The organism is Limimaricola cinnabarinus LL-001 (assembly GCF_000466965.1).
Lineage (GTDB): Bacteria > Pseudomonadota > Alphaproteobacteria > Rhodobacterales > Rhodobacteraceae > Limimaricola > Limimaricola cinnabarinus.
Genome location: NZ_BATB01000037.1, coordinates 20313 through 38441 on the forward strand (window position 1 = coordinate 20313; position 18129 = coordinate 38441).

General features: G+C 67.0%; 19 protein-coding genes and 1 pseudogene. 2 read left to right on the forward strand and 18 right to left on the reverse strand.

Annotated features, from left to right (window positions below; genetic code table 11):
- Positions 1-35: 35 nt before the first annotated feature.
- The 16 genes and pseudogenes from MBELCI_RS21720 to MBELCI_RS12325 form a co-directional block, all read right to left on the reverse strand.
- The gene (locus tag MBELCI_RS21720) at positions 36-578 is read right to left on the reverse strand and encodes a zinc-binding dehydrogenase (RefSeq protein WP_235047636.1); all 543 of its coding nucleotides are present in this window, start codon (positions 576-578) and stop codon (positions 36-38) included.
- Entirely contained in the window at positions 467-1021 is a 555-nt protein-coding gene (locus MBELCI_RS21725) for an alcohol dehydrogenase catalytic domain-containing protein (RefSeq protein ID WP_235047632.1), read from the reverse strand. The genes MBELCI_RS21720 and MBELCI_RS21725 overlap by 112 nt, the downstream gene beginning before the upstream one ends.
- Positions 1022-1569: 548 nt before the next feature.
- On the reverse strand, positions 1570-2358 hold the full coding sequence (locus MBELCI_RS12265; RefSeq protein WP_021694544.1) for an SDR family NAD(P)-dependent oxidoreductase: 789 nt from the start codon (positions 2356-2358) through the stop codon (positions 1570-1572).
- 10 nt (positions 2359-2368) lie between these two features.
- A pseudogene (locus tag MBELCI_RS22615) lies at positions 2369-3336 on the reverse strand (LLM class oxidoreductase).
- Between the two features lie 24 nt (positions 3337-3360).
- Positions 3361-4356, reverse strand: a complete 996-nt coding sequence (locus tag MBELCI_RS12275; RefSeq protein ID WP_021694546.1) for a zinc-binding alcohol dehydrogenase family protein — start codon at positions 4354-4356, stop codon at positions 3361-3363.
- A gap of 267 nt (positions 4357-4623) precedes the next feature.
- Positions 4624-5541, reverse strand: a complete 918-nt coding sequence (gene bcoG / locus MBELCI_RS12280; RefSeq protein ID WP_021694547.1) for a 3-dehydrocarnitine:acetyl-CoA trimethylamine transferase BcoG — start codon at positions 5539-5541, stop codon at positions 4624-4626.
- A 236-nt stretch (positions 5542-5777) separates the two neighbouring features.
- Positions 5778-7103: an NAD(P)H-dependent oxidoreductase gene (locus MBELCI_RS12285; protein WP_021694548.1), complete on the reverse strand. Its 1326-nt coding sequence runs from the start codon at positions 7101-7103 to the stop codon at positions 5778-5780.
- Positions 7104-7318: 215 nt separating this feature from the next.
- Positions 7319-7852, reverse strand: a complete 534-nt coding sequence (locus MBELCI_RS22325) for an amidohydrolase family protein (protein WP_268744185.1) — start codon at positions 7850-7852, stop codon at positions 7319-7321.
- Positions 7836-8465 (reverse strand): amidohydrolase family protein, encoded by a 630-nt coding sequence (locus MBELCI_RS22330; RefSeq protein WP_200861274.1) that lies wholly within the window; start codon positions 8463-8465, stop codon positions 7836-7838. Before MBELCI_RS22330 ends, MBELCI_RS22325 begins: the two co-directional genes overlap by 17 nt.
- Positions 8458-9240: a glucosamine-6-phosphate deaminase gene (gene nagB, locus MBELCI_RS12295; RefSeq protein ID WP_021694551.1), complete on the reverse strand. Its 783-nt coding sequence runs from the start codon at positions 9238-9240 to the stop codon at positions 8458-8460. The genes MBELCI_RS22330 and nagB overlap by 8 nt, the downstream gene beginning before the upstream one ends.
- A 156-nt stretch (positions 9241-9396) precedes the next feature.
- Positions 9397-10392, reverse strand: a complete 996-nt coding sequence (locus tag MBELCI_RS12300; RefSeq protein WP_021694552.1) for an ABC transporter ATP-binding protein — start codon at positions 10390-10392, stop codon at positions 9397-9399.
- Complete coding sequence (locus MBELCI_RS12305) at positions 10389-11423, reverse strand: Gfo/Idh/MocA family protein (RefSeq protein WP_021694553.1); 1035 nt, start codon at positions 11421-11423, stop codon at positions 10389-10391. Before MBELCI_RS12305 ends, MBELCI_RS12300 begins: the two co-directional genes overlap by 4 nt.
- A complete protein-coding gene (locus MBELCI_RS12310; RefSeq protein WP_021694554.1) occupies positions 11420-12259 on the reverse strand; it encodes a carbohydrate ABC transporter permease in 840 nt (279 codons plus the stop codon). The genes MBELCI_RS12305 and MBELCI_RS12310 overlap by 4 nt, the downstream gene beginning before the upstream one ends.
- Positions 12260-12269: 10 nt before the next feature.
- Positions 12270-13205: a carbohydrate ABC transporter permease gene (locus tag MBELCI_RS12315; protein WP_021694555.1), complete on the reverse strand. Its 936-nt coding sequence runs from the start codon at positions 13203-13205 to the stop codon at positions 12270-12272.
- A 67-nt stretch (positions 13206-13272) separates the two neighbouring features.
- A complete protein-coding gene (locus MBELCI_RS12320; RefSeq protein ID WP_021694556.1) occupies positions 13273-14526 on the reverse strand; it encodes an ABC transporter substrate-binding protein in 1254 nt (417 codons plus the stop codon).
- A gap of 34 nt (positions 14527-14560) precedes the next feature.
- Positions 14561-15457, reverse strand: a complete 897-nt coding sequence (locus tag MBELCI_RS12325; RefSeq protein ID WP_021694557.1) for an N-acetylmuramic acid 6-phosphate etherase — start codon at positions 15455-15457, stop codon at positions 14561-14563.
- A gap of 159 nt (positions 15458-15616) precedes the next feature.
- On the opposite strand from MBELCI_RS12325, the gene MBELCI_RS12330 reads away from it, so the two are divergent.
- Positions 15617-16486, forward strand: coding sequence for a glucosamine kinase nucleotide-binding domain-containing protein (locus MBELCI_RS12330; protein WP_021694558.1), 870 nt, complete (start codon positions 15617-15619; stop codon positions 16484-16486).
- Positions 16483-17241: a GntR family transcriptional regulator gene (locus tag MBELCI_RS12335; RefSeq protein ID WP_021694559.1), complete on the forward strand. Its 759-nt coding sequence runs from the start codon at positions 16483-16485 to the stop codon at positions 17239-17241. Before MBELCI_RS12330 ends, MBELCI_RS12335 begins: the two co-directional genes overlap by 4 nt.
- A gap of 50 nt (positions 17242-17291) precedes the next feature.
- Here the strand turns inward: MBELCI_RS12335 and MBELCI_RS12340 are convergent, their stop codons facing one another.
- Together MBELCI_RS12340 and MBELCI_RS12345 are read right to left on the reverse strand one after the other, a co-directional pair.
- A complete protein-coding gene (locus tag MBELCI_RS12340) occupies positions 17292-17648 on the reverse strand; it encodes a cytochrome C oxidase subunit IV family protein (protein ID WP_021694560.1) in 357 nt (118 codons plus the stop codon).
- A 7-nt stretch (positions 17649-17655) separates the two neighbouring features.
- The coding region (locus MBELCI_RS12345; RefSeq protein WP_045320102.1) for a cytochrome c oxidase subunit 3 at positions 17656-18129 on the reverse strand (474 nt) is incomplete at its 5' end.

Sequence of the window (18129 nt, forward strand, 5' to 3'; positions counted from 1 at the left end):
ACCGGGCGACGCGACGCCCGGTCCGCAGGTCGAAATCAGACCTCGACAACCACCTTGCCGATCGCCTGACCGCTTTGCAGCCGGGCATAGGCTTCGCCGATCTGGCTCAGGTCGAACCTCTGCTCGTCCAGCAGCGGCTTTACCGCACCGGCATCGATCAGCTTGGCGAGGTTTGCGAGTATCTCACCGTGAACCTCGCGCCGGACGTCATGCAGCATGGGCAGCAGCATGAAGACGATGTGCAGCGACAGCCCCTTGAAGTGGGCAGGAGACAGGTCGATTTCCGACAGGGCGACCGTCGTGACCACATGGGCATTCAGTGCCGCCGCCGCGAAGGAGTTTGTCAGGTTGGCCCCGCCGACCGTGTCGAACACCGCGTCGAAACCGGCCCCGCCGGTGTGGGCCGCGACGTAGTCCTCGATCTTCTCGACCGCGAAATCGATGGGCCGGGCGTCGTAGCCTTCGATCACCGAAAGCTGGCTGTCGCCGGTGCCGGTCGCCGACACCTCGGCCCCGAGATGGTGGGCCAGTTGCACGGCGAGATGCCCCACACCGCCCGCGCCGCCTTGCACGAGCACCTTCTGCCCGGTGGCGACGCCCGCCCGGTGCAGCCCTTCCCAAGCCGTGATGCCCACCAGCGGCAAGGCGGCGGCCTCGCGCATCGAGAGGCTTTGGGCTTGTGCGCGATCAGCCGGGCGTCGGCGGACATGAACTCCGCCAGTGCGCCCTGAAGATCGGCCAATCCGCCGGCACAGCCATAGACCTCGTCGCCCATGGCAAAACCGGTCACGTCCTCACCGACCTCTTCGACGATACCGGCGAAATCCATGCCCAGCACGGCGGGCAGGTCGGGCGACAGGGGCAGGTCCTTGCCCATGGCCTTGATCATCGTGTCGATCGTATTGACGCTCGTCGCCTTGACGCGGACGAGGACCTGGTCGGGCGCGGCCGCCGGACGCGGCATGTCGGCTTCCACGAAGGATGCTTCGGTGCCGTAGTCGTTCAGGGTCATGGCTTTCATCGGTCTCTCCTGCCGGGTGTTGCGTTGGACATGAGATACGGGAGCGTAGCCGGTAATATAATCCGGCATGATCGGAGTTCAGTTTTCCGAAATGGACGATAATCGGCCGCCGGTAGGCCGATCCGTCTCATGGCACCGAACCTGCTTCGCTCTGAGGTTTTCGGGACAACCGCTCCCTTGGCCACGAACGTCGCCTGTGCCCGATCAAGCCGATGGCCTGAGCCTTTCTTAGGTCGTGAGGTGAAAAGGCCCCCTTATGGGGGAGGGGAAGCCGTGACACGGACAGGCAACGAGAGGCTTTGGTCGGATCGCGACATGGTCGCGCGGCATGGGTTCGAAGTTCTGCCTCGAGTAGAAAAACGCCGATCTCCGCAGAAGGTCGGCGTTCCAGAGATAGGTCTTGATACTGCACGTTCTGTGTCGAGACGGCTCCGCACGGCTGGCCCTTGGAACAACAGGCGTCGCGACGACAGCCGATCCTGCCTACGAGGATCGGCTGGCTATGACGGATGTCGTTTCACACCGATTGCGATCGCTTGAACCGCTTCTCAGTTGGTGTCAGCGACAAGCTCGCGGATCGCCTCCATGATTGCGGCGACCTGGCCCTTGTCGCCCGCCGCCGGGTGGGGCTGTGCGAAGCGCCCGCTGTCATTGTCGAAATAGCGCCCCGACGCGTCTGCGAACTCGTCCGACAGCGCGGCCCGGCCCAAGATGTCGGCACCGATCGACAGGTCGTTGCCCGCCACGCCGAAGCCTTCCTTGACCATCTTGGAGGCCAGCAAGGAGCCGGGGTTCACGGCGATGAAGGCCGGGCCGTCCGGATGGGCGCTGGCCATCTCCTGCGTCCAGATCGTGATGGCCAGCTTGCTCTGGGCATAGGCAGCCATGTGATCGAGCGCGTGCCTGCCACGCAGGGCCTCGACATCCACGGGTGCTTGGGCCGCCGAGGACAGGTTCACCACGCGGCCGTCTTTCGGAATGATCGGCAGCAGGCGCTGCGCCAACAGGTAAGGCGCAAGGGTGTTGACGACAAAGCGGGTATCGAGCCCCTCAGGCGTCCGGGCCTGGGGGGTCTTGAGGACGCCCGCGTTGTTGATCAGCACGTCGATGCGGTCGTGGCGGCTCTGGATTTCTTCGGCCAGAGCCCCGACCTCATCGAGGCGCGACAGGTCGGCGCGGAACCTCTCGGGCGTGCCACCCACCTCCTTGGCCGCGGCCTCCAGCTTTTCGGCGCTGCGCCCGTGAAGCAGGACGGTATGGCCCTGCGCGGCCAGCGTCTTCGCGGTCAGCAGGCCGATGCCGTCGGTCGCGCCGGTGATCAGGATCGTCTTGGGCATTGGTGTCTCCTCAGCTGTGAAACTCGGGCAGAATCTTGTCCGCCAGCCGCCGCATGGTGTCCTCGATGTCCGCGCCGTTGAACCGCAGGTTCAGGGCAACATGGTTGATGCCGAGATCGCGGACCTCGGTCAGGTAGCGCCGCAGGTGGTCCGTGCCCGACCGAAAGCCGAGATGGATCGGTCGGGGTGCCGCATCCGCCTGCGCGACGAGATCGATGTAAAGCGATTGCATCACCGGCTTGTCGGGCAGACCGGCTTCGGCGATCCGGCGGCGATACTCGCCGACCACGCGGCCCTGCGTCGCCGCATCGCGCGGATAGGTCATCCAGCCATCGCCGTTCCGCGCGACCCAGTCGGGAGATTGTTGGCTGCCGCCCGTGATCAGAAGCGGCAGGCGGCCGCTTGCGGGCTTGGGCAACATGTCGATCCCGCCCGACAGCGTTCCGTGGGCGGTCTGGCGGCGCGGGTAGTCCTCGGCCATGGCCCGGATGTAGTCCACGCTGTCGCGGAACCGCTCGCCGCGTTCCTCGAAGCCCATGTTCAGGGCGGGATATTCGTCGGGCCGGTCGCCAGAGGCGACACCGAGCAGAAGCCGCCCGCCCGAGAGCACATCCGCCGAAGCGGCGGCTTGGCCACATGGGCCGGGTGGCGCAATGGCAGGACGATGCTGGCCACGCCGAGTGCGATGTCCCGCGTCGAGGCCGCCAGCGCCCCAAGGTAGACGAAGGGATCGAAGAGCTGTCCGGCATCGCCGAAGGAAGGCACGTTGAACGGCACGTCCCGCAGCCACAGCGCCGAAAAGCCGAGGCTGTCGGCCAGCCGCGCGCGCTCGATGTGACGGGCCATGTCGGGCACGGCAGCATTCGGATAGGCTTCGAGCGGAACGACCAGCCCGATGCTCATCCGTCCCGGCCTGAAGACGGAATTGTAGGCGCGGTTCAATCTCGGGAAGGCCGCCTGTCCGGTCTCGTCCAACATCTTCGATCTCCTGTCAGAACTGCCTCAGAACCCGTCCAGAACCTGCTTGCCGATCACCCGGCCGCTTTCCTGTCGCAGATGCGCGGCGCGCAGGGCCTCGACGCTCAGCCGACCCACTCGTTCGGTGACGGTGGACCGCAATTTGCCCGCGTCGATCATCTCGGAAACCCGGTTCAGCAGCTCCCGCTGGGCGCCGATGTCCTCCGTCCCGAACATCGAGCGGGTGAACATGAACTCCCAGTGGATGCTCAGTGCCTTGGGCTTCGCGGGCTTGATGTCCAGCGTCTCGGGGTCGTCGATCAGCGCGATCTGACCGCGTGGCGCGATCAGGTCGATGATTGCGGGCCAGTGCTGATCCGTCGCGGTCAGCGCGGCGACATATCCGGGCGTCAGGCCCAGCTCGGCCACCTGCGCCGCGAGATCGCCGCGATGATCCACCACGTGATCGGCCCCCATCTTGCGCACCCAATCCTGCGTCTCGGGGCGCGAGGCGGTCGCAATCACAGTGAGACCGGTCAGTGCCTTGGCCAGCTGGATCAGGATCGACCCCACGCCACCGGCCCCGCCGATGACGAGCAGGGTCTGGCCTGTGCCGCCCCCTTCGGTCAGGCGGAAGGACTCGAACAGCATCTCCCACGCCGTGATCGTGGTCAGCGGCAGGCCAGAGGCTTCGGCGAAATCGAGGCTGGCGGGCTTGCGCCCGACGATCCGTTCATCGACCGCGTGAAGCGCTGCATTCGTGCCAGCGCGTGTGACGTCACCGGCATAGAAGACCTCGTCACCCACCTCGTAGCCCGTGACTTCGTCACCGATTTCCACCACGACCCCCGCCGCATCGAAGCCCAAAATCCGCGCGCCGCCTTCGGGCTGCACCGCCGCGCGCAGCTTGACGTCCACCGGGTTGACCGAGACGCCCCTGACCTCGATCAGCAGGTCGCGCGGGCGAAGCTCGGGCCGGTCCGCCTCGATGATTTCCAAATTGTCAGCCGCGCCTGCCGCGCGGTAGCCGATTGCCTTCATCCGTCATGTCCTCGAAAGGGTTATCCCGTTGCCGCCTAAAGTATCTCCTGCGTAGTATTGGAAAACCGGCTGTTTTCGGATTTGATTATTCGGGCTTGGGATATAATGGGCGGGATATCTGCCCCGCGCCTCTACATGGGCGGTCGAACGGCTCGGAGGTCCCACCTTGTGCCCAATCGGTAGTCCTGAGCGCGGCACCCCGAGAGACGTAATCGGTCAGCCAACCTTCTTCCGAAAGCGACCGTCATCCGCCCTTTCGCCGCAGGCTCATGCCGACGCCGGGGCCCGCTTGGTGAGGCCCAGCCTTTCGCGCACGGCCGCCGGACCCATCACCTTGGCACCCATGTTCTCCACGATCGTCACCGCCCGCTCGACCAGCTGCGCGTTGGTGGCCAGCACGCCCTTGTCGAGAAACAGGTTGTCCTCCAGACCGACGCGCACGTTGCCTCCCGCCAGTATCGCCGCCGCAGCATAGGGCATCTGGTCGCGGCCCAGGGAAAAGGCCGACCAGATCCAATCGTCGGGGATGTTGTTGACCATGGCCATCAGCGTGTTGAGGTCGTTGGGCGCGCCCCAGGGCACACCCATGCACAGCTGCACCAGCGCCGGGCTGGCCAGGGTGCCTTCCTTGACCAGCTCCTTGGCGAACCACAGGTGGCCGGTGTCGAAGGCCTCGATCTCCGACTTGATCCCAAGCTCGGTCATCATCGCGCCCATCGCGCGAAGCATGCCCGGCGTGTTGGTCATGACGTAATCCGCCTCCGCGAAATTCATCGTGCCGCAATCGAGCGTGCAGATCTCGGGCAGGCAGTCGCGGATATGCGCCATGCGCTCCGTCGCGCCGATCATGTCGGTTCCGGCGGCCTTCACCGGAAGGGGCGCCTCGGGCGAGCCGAACACCATGTCGCCGCCCATGCCCGCCGTCAGGTTGAGCACGACGTCGACCTCGGCGTCGCGGATGCGCTCCGTCACCTCGCGGTAGAGCTCGACCCGCCGCGACGGCGCGCCGGTGTCGGGATCGCGCACATGGCAATGGACGATGGCCGCGCCGGCCCGCGCCGCGTCGATGGCGCTGTCGGCGATCTGCCGGGGCGAGCGTGGCACGTGCGGGCTGCGATCCTGCGTGCCGCCCGAGCCGGTCACGGCGCAGGTGATGAAGACGTTTCGGTTCATGGCCAGCGGCATCGTCTATTTCCCCCTCCAGACGGGGTCGCGTTTCTCGACCACCGCCATGCGTATGTCCTACCACTTATGACCGGATCGGGCCGGTGCAGATCTGCTTCTCCGGGGCCGGTTCCTTCATGGCGGGCCGACTTCAGGCTGTGCTGGATTGCTGAGCCGCCCGCCAATGCCTCCAGTCCTGGAAACAGGCAAAAGCCTGCCTGCCAGAGGTCACCGGACGTCTTTCGGATACGACGATCTCAGGCACCGCGATGCGCACCTGAAGTCCCCGCGAGGGCGAGGCAATCGCGGTAGAGCCGCACGGCCTCGTCCTCGGCGATCTCCACGTCGGCAAAGCGCAGCGCCTCGCCCTTTGCGACGGCCCGGCGCAAAGTGATCCCCTGCGCCAACCCGATCGGCAGCACCTCGTCTCGCGCCGCCCGCTTGGCGGGCATCACCCGACCCCAGACGGTGTAGCCCCCCTCGCCATCGAGCCGGTCGCCGGGGCCGAGATCGCGCTTGGCGATGGCGGCGACGCTCGCGTGAAAGCCCACTGGCGCTCCGGTCGCCTCGCCCCTGAGCGCCGCCGAAAGCACCGAGGTCGCAAGCTCGAGCCCGATCATGTGAAAGGGCCGGTACATCGCGGCATAGCGCCCCGTCGCGTCGGTCGGCAGGCCGTATTGGCGAAAGCAGGCGGCGGCGTAGTCGCTTTGCGCCTCGATCACCACGTAGACGCCCCAGCGCAGATCGCGGAACACGGGGCGTCCGTCGCGTTCGAGACTGGAGACCACCTCGACCATGCCGGGGCGGTCCAGGAGACCGCCGACCTCGCGTGGTCGCAAGACATGGGCCAGATCGTCGGTGCCGCAGGGCGGAAAGGCCAGCCCGTCATCGGGCACCGAGAGGCCGGTGGCGTTGGCGATCGCCGCCGCCTCGATCGCGCTTTTGGTGCCGTCGAGAAAGGAGTTGAACATCTGCGGGTTCATCCCCGCCGTCCTGGCCTCTTCCGCCGTCAGCCCGTAATGCTCCCAGACCGCGTCGGGCGTCACCTCGTGATAGGCTGGCAGGTATTTCGTGCCCTTGCCTGCCGCCACCACGCGAAATCCGTTCGATTGCGCCCAGTCGACCATCTCGCAGACCAGCGCCGGCTGGTCCCCGAAGGCCATCGAATAGACCACGCCCGCTTGGGCGGCGCGGCGCGCCAGCACGGGGCCGGCCAGCACATCGGCCTCGACATTGACCATCACCACGTGTCGCCCCGCGTCGATTGCCGCCTGCGCGTGGCGAATGCCCGCGCGTGGATGACCGGTCGCCTCGATCACCACCTCGACCCCATCCGTCGCGGCAAGCTCCGCCCCGTTGGCGACAAAGCGCGTGGCTGCGATGCGGCTCTCGCCCCAGCCCACCTCGCGGCAGGCGGCGCGGGCGCGCTCCGGGTCGAGATCGGCGATCGCCGCGACCTCGAGCCCCTCGACATGCGGCACCTGCGCCAGGAACATCGAGCCGAACTTGCCCGCGCCGATCAAACCGGCCGTGACGGGCCGCCCTTGGGCCGCGCGCGTTGCACAGAGCTTTGCCAGATTCATGATCGCCTCTCCTTCTCCCTCGGTGCAGTGAAGGAGAAAACCTCAGCCGGGTCCATGCGTTATCGTCGGTCGTGCGATCGCCGGAATGTCGATCTCGGAAGAAACCCGTCGCGAGAATGCCGACGGCGTTTCGCCTGCCATGAGTAGATGACATGATCTCAAAAGGGTGGACCAACTCATCCGGAAAAGCCCTCGTGAACCACCGGCCCCCGAAATCACCAACAAAGCCCGTCCACCATGGTGCCGCATGCCTCCAGATCATGGCTGAGCAGGGTGATTGAGGCGCGCATTCCAGGCGCGATGCGGCCCAGTGCATGGCCCAGCCCCAGCGCTTCGGCAGGTGTCGTCGCCGCCATCCGGAGCGCCTGCGCCCGGCCTGCGCCGGCCAGGCGGGACATGTTGCGCACCGCCTCGTCCATCGCCAGATGCGCCCCAGCGAGGCAGCCTTCGGCATCGGCGAGGCGGCCGTCCTTCTGGGCGATGGTCTTGCCGTTGATCGAAAATCGCGCGTCGGGCGCGTCCAGCGTCGCCATCGCGTCGGTGACGAGGCACAGCCGCCGATCCCCCGTGACGCGCAGCGCCAGCCGCAGGTTGGCCGGATGCACGTGGATGTCGTCGGCGATGATCCCGGCAAACAGCCGCGCGTCGTCGAACAGCGCCCCCACCACGCCGGGCGCGCGACCGGTAAGCTGGGACATCGCGTTGAACAGATGCGTGCCGCCGCGCAGCCCCTCATCCGCCGCGCGCATCATCGTGGCGTGGTCGGCCTCGCTGTGACCGGCAAAGACAGTGACACCGGCCTGCCCGAGCCGCGCGATCGCGCCGGGGCGGGGCCTCCTCGGGGGCGAGGGTGACGAGCAGGGGCCCGCCCACGCCTTCGCACAGCGCGTCGAGATCGCCCGGCGTCAGCTTGCGCACCGCCGCCGGCGGGTGGATGCCGGGACGCGTGGGCGACAGGAACGGCCCCTCGAGATGCAGCCCGAGAATGCCCGGCTCAGCCTCGGACAGCGCCTCGCGCACGGCCTGCATCGCCGCGAGATAGGATGTGCCGGGCGCGGTGATGAAGGTCGGCAGGAGATGCGCCGTGCCGCCGCGCCGTGCCGCGCGCACTATGCGTCGCAGCGTGTCGCGGGTCGGCGCGTCGTTGAACATCACCCCGCCGCCGCCGTTGATCTGCAGGTCGATGAAGCCGGGGGCCGCGATGGCCGCGTGCAGGGTACGGCCCGCAGGCGCGCGGGCGGCGGCGGTCACGTCGCGGATGCGCCCCCCCTCGATCACGATGGCCCGGTCGGCAAGGGGCTGCTCCGTCTCGCCGTCATAAAGCGCCTCGGGCAGGACGATCAGGCGCACCGCGTCAGTCAAGGCTCACCTCCTGCCCCTGCGGGTGCACCGTTTCGTAATACTGGCGCAGCTCCAGATCTGCGGCGGCCTCGGCGTCGAGCACGATGGTCGCCTTGGGATGCATCTGCAGCGCCGAGGCCGGGCAGCGGGCGCTGAGCGGCCCTTCGGCCATCGCCGCCACCGCCGCCGCCTTTGGCCCGCCGGTGGCCAGAAGCACGGCATGGCGGCTGCGCAGGATCGTGGCGATGCCCATGGTGATCGCGAATTGCGGCACCGTCTCGTCGGGGCCAAAGAAACGGGCGTTGGCCGCGCGGGTGGCGCGGGTCAGCGTCTTGACCCGCGTCGGCGAAGCCAGCGAGGAGCTGGGTTCATTGAAGCCGATATGGCCATTGCCGCCGATTCCCAGAAGCTGCAGGTCGATGCCGCCCGCCGCCACGATCGCCGTGTCGTAACGCACCGCCTCGGCGATGGGATCGGACGCGTCGCCACGCGGCAGATGCGTGCGCGCGGGATCGAGACCGAGCGGTCCGAACAGCCGCTCTCGCATGTAGGTGTGGTAGGACTGCGGATGCCCGGGCGGCAGGCCGACATATTCATCGAGATTGAAGCTGGTCATCCGGTTAAGGGTGACCTCGCCGGCCCGCGCGCGCGCCAGCAGCCCGGCATAGACCGGCTCCATCGTGCCCCCGGTGGCGAGGCCGAGGACGGCGTCTGGCGTCGCCGTCAGGGTCTGCGCGATCAGATCCACACAGGCCGCCACGGCGGCCTCCCGGTCGGGCAATATCAGTATCTTCATGGCATTTCCCCTTTGCGGGACCGACGGCCCCCGGCGCGCCGGCATTTCGACAGGTGGCCCGACCGCGGATCGACATGCGGACCCCTAGCTTCGTCATCGTTTCAGGCCTCGCTCGCGATCGCCTTACGTCCGATCGCGCGACGACCCAACCTCGTATCAGCCAAGCCGTTGCCCCTCGGCGTCGAATAGAAAGCCGTGCGACGCATCGAAGCCCATGGCGATCTCCTCTCCGACCCGCGCCCGGTGCTGGCCGAACATGCGGATGGTCGCCTTTTCGCCCGACCTCGTGTCGAGCACGATGTTGGTGTCGCCGCCCAGATGCTCGACATGGGTGATGGTGCCGCGGATCGGGCCGTCGGCCTCGGGGCGCAGATGCTCGGGCCGGATGCCGAGGATTGCGCCCTCGGGGGCGTCCGCGACCGGCGCGAGGAAGTTCATCGAGGGCGCGCCGAGAAATCCCGCGACGAAGCGGTTGGCCGGGTTGTTGTAAAGCTCCATCGGCGCGCCGATCTGCTCGATCCGACCCGCGCGCAGCACCACGATCCGATCGGCGAGCGTCATCGCTTCGGTCTGATCATGCGTGACGTAGATCATCGAGGCACCGAGCGTGCGGTGCAGCTGCGCGATCTCGATCCGGGTGTTCATCCGGAGCGCGGCGTCGAGGTTCGACAGCGGTTCGTCGAACAGGAAGAGCTGCGGCTGGCGCGTCACGGCGCGGCCGATGGCGACGCGCTGACGCTGCCCGCCCGAGAGATCAGAGGGGCGGCGGTCGAGATAGGGCTGAAGCTCCAGCATCCGCGCGGCCTCGGCGATACGCGCGTCGATGACGTCGCGCGGCTGGCCCTCCTGCTTGAGGCCGAGCGCCATGTTGCCGCGCACGTCCAAGTGCGGGTAGAGCGCGTAGCTCTGGAACACCATGGCGATTCCGCGCTTGGCGGGGGGCGTGCGGGTCACCTCCGCCCCGCCGATCTCGACCCGGCCCGAGGTCGCGTCCTCCAGCCCCGCGATGACCCGCAGCAAAGTGGACTTGCCGCAGCCCGAAGGACCGACGAAGACGACGAACTCGCCCTCATCGACGGTGAGGTCGATGTCGTGCAGCACCTGCACCTTGCCGAAGGACTTGTTCACGCGGTCGAGCTTGAGGGCGGTCATGGGGTCTCCTCCAAGGCGATGGGCTGGCCGGTGCGGATGCTTTCATCCGCGGCGAGGCAGATCCGCAGGCTGGTGAGCGCGTCCTGCATGTGGCGCGCGAGATCGATATCCTCGTCGATGGCGCGCCGCAGATACGCCTGCTCGGCGTCGCACAGCGCCTGATGGCCGGGCTCGTCCGGCAGCTCGATGGTCTCGTCTTGGCCGGGTCGATGCACGAGGATCGCGCCGACCTTCGTGTGGCCGTCGACATCGTCCGAGGCGCCCTTGTTGCCTTGGGTGATGGACACCGAGCCGTTCGGCGAGACGATGTCCTTCACGAAGCTCGCGGTCTCGGACATCATCGGGCCCCAGCCCGCCTCGTACCAGCCAACGGAGCCGTCCTCGAAGATCACCTGAAGCTGGCCGTAATTATACATGCCTTCGGGGATCTCGTCGCTGAGCCTGAGGCCCATGCCATGCACCCGAAGGGGCCGGGCATCGGTGATCTGGCACATCACATCGACATAATGCACGCCGCAATCGACGATGGGCGATGTGGTCTGCATCAGCGCTTTGTGCGTCTCCCATGTCGAGCCGGAGGATTGCTGGTTGAGGTTGAGGCGGAACACGTATGGCCCGCCCAAGCCGCGCGCCTCCTCGATCAGCCGCCGCCAGCTCGGGTGGTGCCGCAGGATGTAACCGACCACGAGTTTGCGCCCGGTCTCTTTCGCGCAGTCCACGACGCGGGTTGCGTCGGCCACGGTGGTGGCCAGCGGCTTTTCCACGAAGACATGCGCGCCCGCGCGCATCGCCGCGCAGGCGTAATCGGCATGGCTGTCGGAATAGGTGGCGATGACCACGATGTCGGGGCGCGTCTCGGCGAGCGCCGCCTTGAAATCCGAAAAGAGCGGGTAGGTGGTCAACGCCTCGGGCAGCGCACGGGGCGAGCGGTTGACGAGACCGACGATGTCGGAGGCGGGGTCGGCATGATGGGCCAACGCATGGCTCACCCCCATGTTGCCAAGCCCCGCGATGAGGACGCGACGGGTCATTTCACGGCTCCCGAGGTGATGCCGCGGATCAGTTGCCGCGAGAAGATGACGTAAAGGACCAGCACCGGCAGGATCGCGAGGCTGAGCGCCGAGAGAACCGCGTTCCAGTCGGTCACGAACTGGCCGATGAAGACCTGTGAGCCCAGCGTCAGCGTCTTGACCTCCTCGGCGGGGGCGAGGATCAGCGGGAACCACAGATCGTTCCAGATCGGGATCATGTTGAACACCGCGACCGTCGCCATGGCGGGCCGCACCAGCGGCAGCACGAGCCGGAAGAAGATCTTGTATTCGCTGAGGCCGTCAATGCGACCGGCGTTCTTCAGGTCGTCCGACACCTGCCGCATGAACTCCGACAGGATGAAGACCGCGAGCGGCAGGCCCTGGGCGGTGTAGACGAGGATCAGCGCCCAAAGCGTGTTCACCAGCCCGGTCGCCACCATCATCTGCAGGATTGCGACAGTGCCGATGCGGATCGGGATCATGATGCCGAGTGCGAGGTAGAGCCCCATCAGCGTGTTGCCGCGAAACCGGTACTCGGCCAGCGCGAAGGCGGCCATCGCGCCGAAAAGCAGGATGAAGAACAGCGAGGCGACGGTGACGATGAAGGAGTTCTGGAAGTAGAGGAAGAAATCCCCCTGCTTCATCACCGTCTGGTAGCCGATCAGGCTGAAGCTCTCGGCATCGGGGAGGGCCAGCGGCTCGCGGAAGATCGCGCGACGCTCCTTGAAGCTGTTGATGACGATGACGAAGACCGGAAACAGCGCGATCAGCGTGTAGGCGATCAGGGCGGCATGGGCGGCAACCGAGTTGAGCGGGGTGTGACGTGCGGTGGACATCAATGCCTCCTCAAAGCTGGTAGCGGCGGATCCGGGTCTGGATGCCGAAGAGGTAGAGGCAGACCCCGATCAGGATGACCGCGAACATCGCGGAGGCGATGGCTGAGCCCATATGCGGATCGCCAAGCTGAAGCTGGAAGCCGAAGAAGGTGCGGTAGAGAAAGGTGCCGAGGATGTCGGAGGAGAAATCCGGCCCCGCCAGCGCGCCCTGGGCGGCATAGATCAGGTCGAAGGCGTTGAAGTTCGCCACGAAGGTCAGGATCGAGATGATGCCGATCGACGGCAGGATCAGCGGCAGCTTTATCTTCCAGAAGGCCGAGAACCCGGTGACGCCGTCGCATTCGCCCGCCTCGAGGATCTCGTCGGGGATCGAGAGCAATGCGGCGTAGATCAGCATCATCGGGATGCCGACGAACTGCCACACCGAGATCAGCGCCAGCGTGGTCAGCGCCGTCTCCTCGCGGCCGAGCCACGGCGCGAAGAGCGATTTCAGCCCGATGGCATCGAGCATACCCGGCGCGATACCCCAGATCGGCGACAGGATCAGCTTCCACGCAAAGCCCACGATCACGAAGGACAGGATGGTGGGGATGAAGATGGCCGACCGGTAGAAGCCCGAGAAGCGCAGCCGGGGGTTCGACAGGATCGCGGCAAGCGCGATGCCGATCGGGTTCTGCACCGCCATGTGGATGAGAAAGAACCAGAAGTTGTTGGCCAGCGCGTTCCAGAACTGTCGCGACCAGTTGGGATCGCCGAACAGGGTGCGGAAGTTCTCGAGGCCCACGAAGACCCTCTGCCCCTCAACCTCGTCATAGAGCGCGAGCCGCAGCGTGTCGAACAGCGGCAGGATCATCACCGCCGTGTAGACCAGCACCGCTGGCGCGAGAAAGACGACGATGTGCCAGCGGATTCTCGGCGCATGCGAAGAGACGGCGGTGCCGGGCATGAAAGATCTCCTGATCGGTCGGGAGCGCGGGAGCCAGGCGCGTCTGCGCGCCCGGCATGGCTTTCGGTTACGGCTTGGGCTCGTACCAGCTGGCGAGGCCCTCCTGCAGGCGCGCGCCCGCGTCCGACGGCGTCTCGGCGCCCTTGATCACCTGCGCCGAGGCGTTCCAGGTCTCGTTTTCGAGGTTCGGCGTGCCGCGCGACAGGATCTGGTAGGTCGAGCGGATCGTCGAGTTGCACTCCTGCCGCCAACTGGCGAATTCCTGCGCCAGCGGGTCCTCGATCTCGACCGGGGTTTCCGACAGCGGAAAGAAGCCGGGCAGGGCGTTGGCATAGAGCGTGGCGAACTCGGGCGAGGCAACCCAATCGAGGAAGGTCTTCGCCGCCTCGGGATGTTCGGTCGCGGCGTTTATGCCGATGCCGATATCGGTGTGATCCGAGATATAGCATTCATCGCCCGCGTTGGGCACGGGCGGCGGAAAGGCCCCCATCTCGAAATCGGCGAGGGTGTTGAAGCCCGACACCTCCCACGAGCCTGCCGGATAGATCGCGGCGCGGCCCAGCGTGAAGAGGTTCTGGCTGTCGGGGTAGGTCTGCGCCTCGAAGCCGTCGCCCAGATATTCGCCCCAGCGGGCGAGCTGCTCGTAGGGCGCGACCCATTCGGGGTCGGAAAGGCTGGCCTCGCCCGAGAGCAGCGCCTGACGGCCCTCCTCGCCCTTCCAGTAGTTGGGCCCGATGTTCTGGTAGCCCATGGTCGCGGCTTCCCACTGGTCGTTGGTGCCCATCGCCATCGGGATGTAGCCGCCATCTTCCTTGATCGCATCGAGCACGGCAAAGAACGCGTCGACGGTCGCGGGCTCCTCCAGCCCAAGCTCATCGAAGGCGTCCTTGTTGTAGATGAAGCCGTGGATCACGCTGGCCATCGGCACGCAGTAGGTGGCCGATCCGTCGTCGGTGCTCCAGCCCGATTTCGCCACGTCGGAGAAGTTGGACATACCGTCGAGATCGCTCAGATCCGCGAGCTTGCCGCCGTCATAGAGCGCGAGCGAGGCGTCGAAGGGGCGGCAGGTGATCAGGTCGCCCGCCGAGCCCGCGTCGAGCTTGGAGTTCAGCACCGCGTTGTACTCGGCCGGGGCCGATGGCGTGAAGTCGAGCTTGATGTCGGGGTGGGCGGCCTCGAAGGCCGGGATGATCTGGTCCTGCCAGATCGAGAGGTCGTCGTTGCGCCAGCTCTCGATGGTCAGCGTGACCTCCTGCGCCTGCGCGATGCCGGTCAGCAGGGTCGAGCCCAAGAGCGCGCCGGCGAATATCCGTTTGGTCATTGTCTTCTCCCGTGTTGGTGTTCCCGCGCCCTGTTCAGGCGTCTTGTTGTGCGATGAGCGCGCCGAGAGACGGGCGCAGATGCTGGTGATGCGCGTCGAGCAGCGCCTGCGCCGCCTCCGGCGCGGCACCCGATGCGATCAGGCAGGCCCGCTTCACCGCGCCGCCTGCGCGGTCGAGCGCGTGTGCCGCCGCGTCGTCGCTCACGCCGGTCACGCTGGCAACGATATGCATCGCACGGGCACGCAGCTTGGCATTGTCGGCGACGAGGTTGACCATCATGCCGTCATGCACATGACCCAGAAGGATGCCTGCCCGGGTCGAAATCAGGTTCAAAGCCGCCTTCTGCGCGGTGCCCGCCCCCATCCGGGTCGAGCCCGCCAGCGCCTCCGGCGGCGTCTCGACGCAGATCGCGACATCGGCGGCGGCAAGAAGCGGTGTGCCGGGATTGCAGGCGATCGCCACGATGCGTGTGCCACGCGCCTTTGCCCCCTCCGCGATGGCGGTGGGAAAGGGCGTGGTGCCACTCGCGCTGAGCACGATGAGGACATCGTCGGCGCGCAGTTCCGCGACGACGGCACGTCCGGCCTCGGTGTCGTCTTCGGTGTCGCCCGGCATCGTGCCGTCCACCGGCACACCGCCCGCCATGCGCAATAGGATGCGTTCGCTGGCGATGCCGAAGGTGCCGGGCAGCTCGGCCGCGTCGGCCAGCGCCATCAGCCCCGAGCTTCCGGCGGCCGCATAGACCAGACGCCCCCCGCCCGCCAGCGCCGAGGCGACCAGCCGCGCGGCGGCCTCGAGTTCGCCGGTGACTGGGCGCAGGCTCTCAACCGCCGCGACCTGAACGTCGATCATGCGCGACAACGCGGCCGGGCCGTCCATCCGGTCCAGCGCCGTGTCGGCCGTCAACTGCTCGGTACGCGGTAGCGTCATGCGAATCCCCCTTCGAGACCTATCTAATACCTTTATGATACCTCTTGTCCAGATGGCTTCGAGCATATCAGTGCGAATGGCTGCTGCGGCTTGCTTCTATGTCTTCGTGGGGGGGTTATATGTCTTCACTCTCATCTAAAGGTATTATATAGGTATGACATGAAGCAAGCGGTCTCCCTTTATCTCGGCATCGACGGCGGCGGTACCGGCTGCCGTGCCGCCATCTGGCGCGACGGCGTGGTCGGACAGGGGGCCGCCGGGCCGGCCAATCTCACATCCGATTTCGAAGGCGGGATGGCCAATCTGCGGTCGGCGATCACCGCCGCGGCGCAATCGGCGGGTCTCGGGGCTGCGGAGCTGGAGCAGGCCATCGGACATGCCGGCCTTGCAGGGGTGCAGACCGACGACATGGCCCGCAAGGTCGCGGGTCAGCTGCCGGGACGCTGCTGCGTCACCGAGGATCGCGACATTGCCATCGCCGGGGCACTCGGAGCGGAGGGTGACGGCGCCGTCCTCGCCATCGGAACGGGAAGTTTCGTGGGGCTGAGGCGCGGGGGCACCATCCGCGCGGTCGGCGGCTGGGGGCTGCAGCTGTCGGATCAGGCCTCCGGCGGCTGGCTCGGGCGCGCGGCGCTCGCCGCCACGCTCGAAGCGGTCGATGGCATGCGCGACCGAACCGCCCTTTCGGAGGCGCTGCTTGCGCGGATGGGCGGGACGCCGCAGGAGATCGTCGGCTATGCAGCCTCCGCGCGGCCCGCGGATTACGGTGCGCTCGCGCCGGTGCTGGTTCAGGCGCTCGAGGCCGGAGATCCGCTTGCGCGCGATCTGTTCGCGCGCGGCGCGGGTTGGCTCGACCGCGCGCTTGCCGCTCTCGGCCATCGCTTGGAGGAGCCGATCTGCCTCACCGGAGGGCTGGGGCCACGCTACCGGGCTCTGCTCGACCGTCCGGACCGGCGCTTCGTCGCCCCGCTCGGCACCCCGCTCGACGGGGCACTGATCCTCGCGCGGGCGGCGGGCGGGCGCGCATGAAGATCTCGGCCGTCCTCGACCCCGGGAACTGGAGCCGCGCCGATGGCGGGCCGCTTTATCTGCAACTGGCCGAAAAGCTCTCCGAGGCCGTCTCGCAGGGGCTTCTGGCACCGGGAAGCCCGCTGCCGCCGGAGCGCGAGATCGCGGCGATGACCGGGCTGTCGCGGGTCACGGTCCGCAAGGCGATCGGCCGGTTGGTCGAAGACGGGCTGGTGATCCAGAAGCAGGGCTCCGGCTCCTTCGTGGCGCCGCCTGCGCCTCGGCTCGAACAATCCCTGTCGCGGCTGACCTCCTTCACCGAGGACATGGCGCGGCGTGGGCTGTCGACGACGACCCTCTGGCTCGACCGAGGCATCTATATCCCCTCGCCGGACGAGGTGGTGGCGCTCGGTCTCTCGTCGGACGCGTCGGTCGCGCGGCTGGCGCGGCTGCGCCTGGCCGACGGGCGGCCCATGGCGATCGAACGCGCGGCGCTGCCGCTCGACATCCTGCCCGATCCGGGTGCGGTCGAGGTGTCGCTCTACGGCACGCTCGCTGAGGCCGGGCTGCGGCCCGTCCGCGCCCTGCAGAGGATCTCGGCCATCAACCTGGGCCGCGACGACGCCACCACGCTCGAGGTCGAACCGGGCACGGCCGGGCTGCGGATCGAGCGAACCTCTTATCTTGCCGATGGTCGGGTGGCCGAATTCACCCGCTCGCTCTACCGGGGCGACGCCTATAATTTCGTGGCCGAGCTGCGCTTGGCGCGGGACTGAGGCGAGCGGCACCCAAAGCCTCATTTCACCGCTTGGAAGCCCGAAACGCCTTATCGGGGGGCCGAGAAATGCGTCTCGCGGGCCTGCAGCGTATAGCCCGATTCCGCGATCATGATTCCCATGAAGACCACCGCCGCGAGCGGTGGAAGCAGGATCGCATAGACCAGCGCCAGCCGCTCCCACGCCATATGCATGAAGACCGCAACGATCAGCCCGGCCTTGAGCGCCATGAAGATCAGGATCAGCCCCCAACGCAGCATGCCCTGCAACTGCGCGTAATCGACCATGTAGGAGGCGATCGAGAGCACGAAGAGAAAACCCCAGCAGACGAGGTAGAGCCGGACCGGATGAGCCTGCCCCTCATGCGTGTCGGCGGAGGCGGTCTGGTTCGCGGATGCATGCGTCATGTCGGCCTCACCACAAATAGAAGAACGCGAAGATGAACACCCAGACGAGATCGACGAAGTGCCAGTAGAGGCCCATGATCTCGACCGCCTCGTAATCGCCCTTCTCACGGCACAGCCATGTCCGCCGGCCGCTGTCGAACGCGCCCTTGCGGACCTTGCCCGCGACGATCAGCAGGAACAGCACGCCAAAGCTCACATGGGTGCCGTGAAAGCCGGTGATCGTGAAGAAGGTCGCGCCGAACTGCTCCGCACCGAAGGGATTGCCCCATGGGCGCACGCCCTCATGGATCAGCTTGGACCACTCGAAGGCCTGCATGCCGACGAAGAGCGCGCCCAAGGCCGCGGTTGTGTACATCAGCGCGGCGGTGCGTTTGCGGTCGCGCGCATAGGCGAAGTTCACCGCCATCGCCATGGTGCCCGATGACGAGATCAGCACGAAGGTCATGATCGCGATCAAGGCCAGCGGCAGGTCCGCGCCGCC

Bases quoted from the DNA above. Each gene is read 5' to 3' on its own strand.
- MBELCI_RS21725 (WP_235047632.1), bottom strand. From the start codon at position 1,021: ATGAAAGCCATGACCCTGAACGACTACGGCACCGAAGCATCCTTCGTG.
- MBELCI_RS12265 (WP_021694544.1), bottom strand. From the start codon at position 2,358: ATGCCCAAGACGATCCTGATCACCGGCGCGACCGACGGCATCGGCCTG.
- MBELCI_RS12275 (WP_021694546.1), bottom strand. From the start codon at position 4,356: ATGAAGGCAATCGGCTACCGCGCGGCAGGCGCGGCTGACAATTTGGAA.
- bcoG (WP_021694547.1), bottom strand. From the start codon at position 5,541: ATGCCGCTGGCCATGAACCGAAACGTCTTCATCACCTGCGCCGTGACC.
- MBELCI_RS12285 (WP_021694548.1), bottom strand. From the start codon at position 7,103: ATGAATCTGGCAAAGCTCTGTGCAACGCGCGCGGCCCAAGGGCGGCCC.
- MBELCI_RS22325 (WP_268744185.1), bottom strand. From the start codon at position 7,852: ATGCGCGCGGCGGATGAGGGGCTGCGCGGCGGCACGCATCTGTTCAAC.
- nagB (WP_021694551.1), bottom strand. From the start codon at position 9,240: ATGAAGATACTGATATTGCCCGACCGGGAGGCCGCCGTGGCGGCCTGT.
- MBELCI_RS12300 (WP_021694552.1), bottom strand. From the start codon at position 10,392: ATGACCGCCCTCAAGCTCGACCGCGTGAACAAGTCCTTCGGCAAGGTG.
- MBELCI_RS12305 (WP_021694553.1), bottom strand. From the start codon at position 11,423: ATGACCCGTCGCGTCCTCATCGCGGGGCTTGGCAACATGGGGGTGAGC.
- MBELCI_RS12310 (WP_021694554.1), bottom strand. From the start codon at position 12,259: ATGTCCACCGCACGTCACACCCCGCTCAACTCGGTTGCCGCCCATGCC.
- MBELCI_RS12315 (WP_021694555.1), bottom strand. From the start codon at position 13,205: ATGCCCGGCACCGCCGTCTCTTCGCATGCGCCGAGAATCCGCTGGCAC.
- MBELCI_RS12320 (WP_021694556.1), bottom strand. From the start codon at position 14,526: ATGACCAAACGGATATTCGCCGGCGCGCTCTTGGGCTCGACCCTGCTG.
- MBELCI_RS12325 (WP_021694557.1), bottom strand. From the start codon at position 15,457: ATGACGCTACCGCGTACCGAGCAGTTGACGGCCGACACGGCGCTGGAC.
- MBELCI_RS12330 (WP_021694558.1), top strand. From the start codon at position 15,617: ATGAAGCAAGCGGTCTCCCTTTATCTCGGCATCGACGGCGGCGGTACC.
- MBELCI_RS12335 (WP_021694559.1), top strand. From the start codon at position 16,483: ATGAAGATCTCGGCCGTCCTCGACCCCGGGAACTGGAGCCGCGCCGAT.
- MBELCI_RS12340 (WP_021694560.1), bottom strand. From the start codon at position 17,648: ATGACGCATGCATCCGCGAACCAGACCGCCTCCGCCGACACGCATGAG.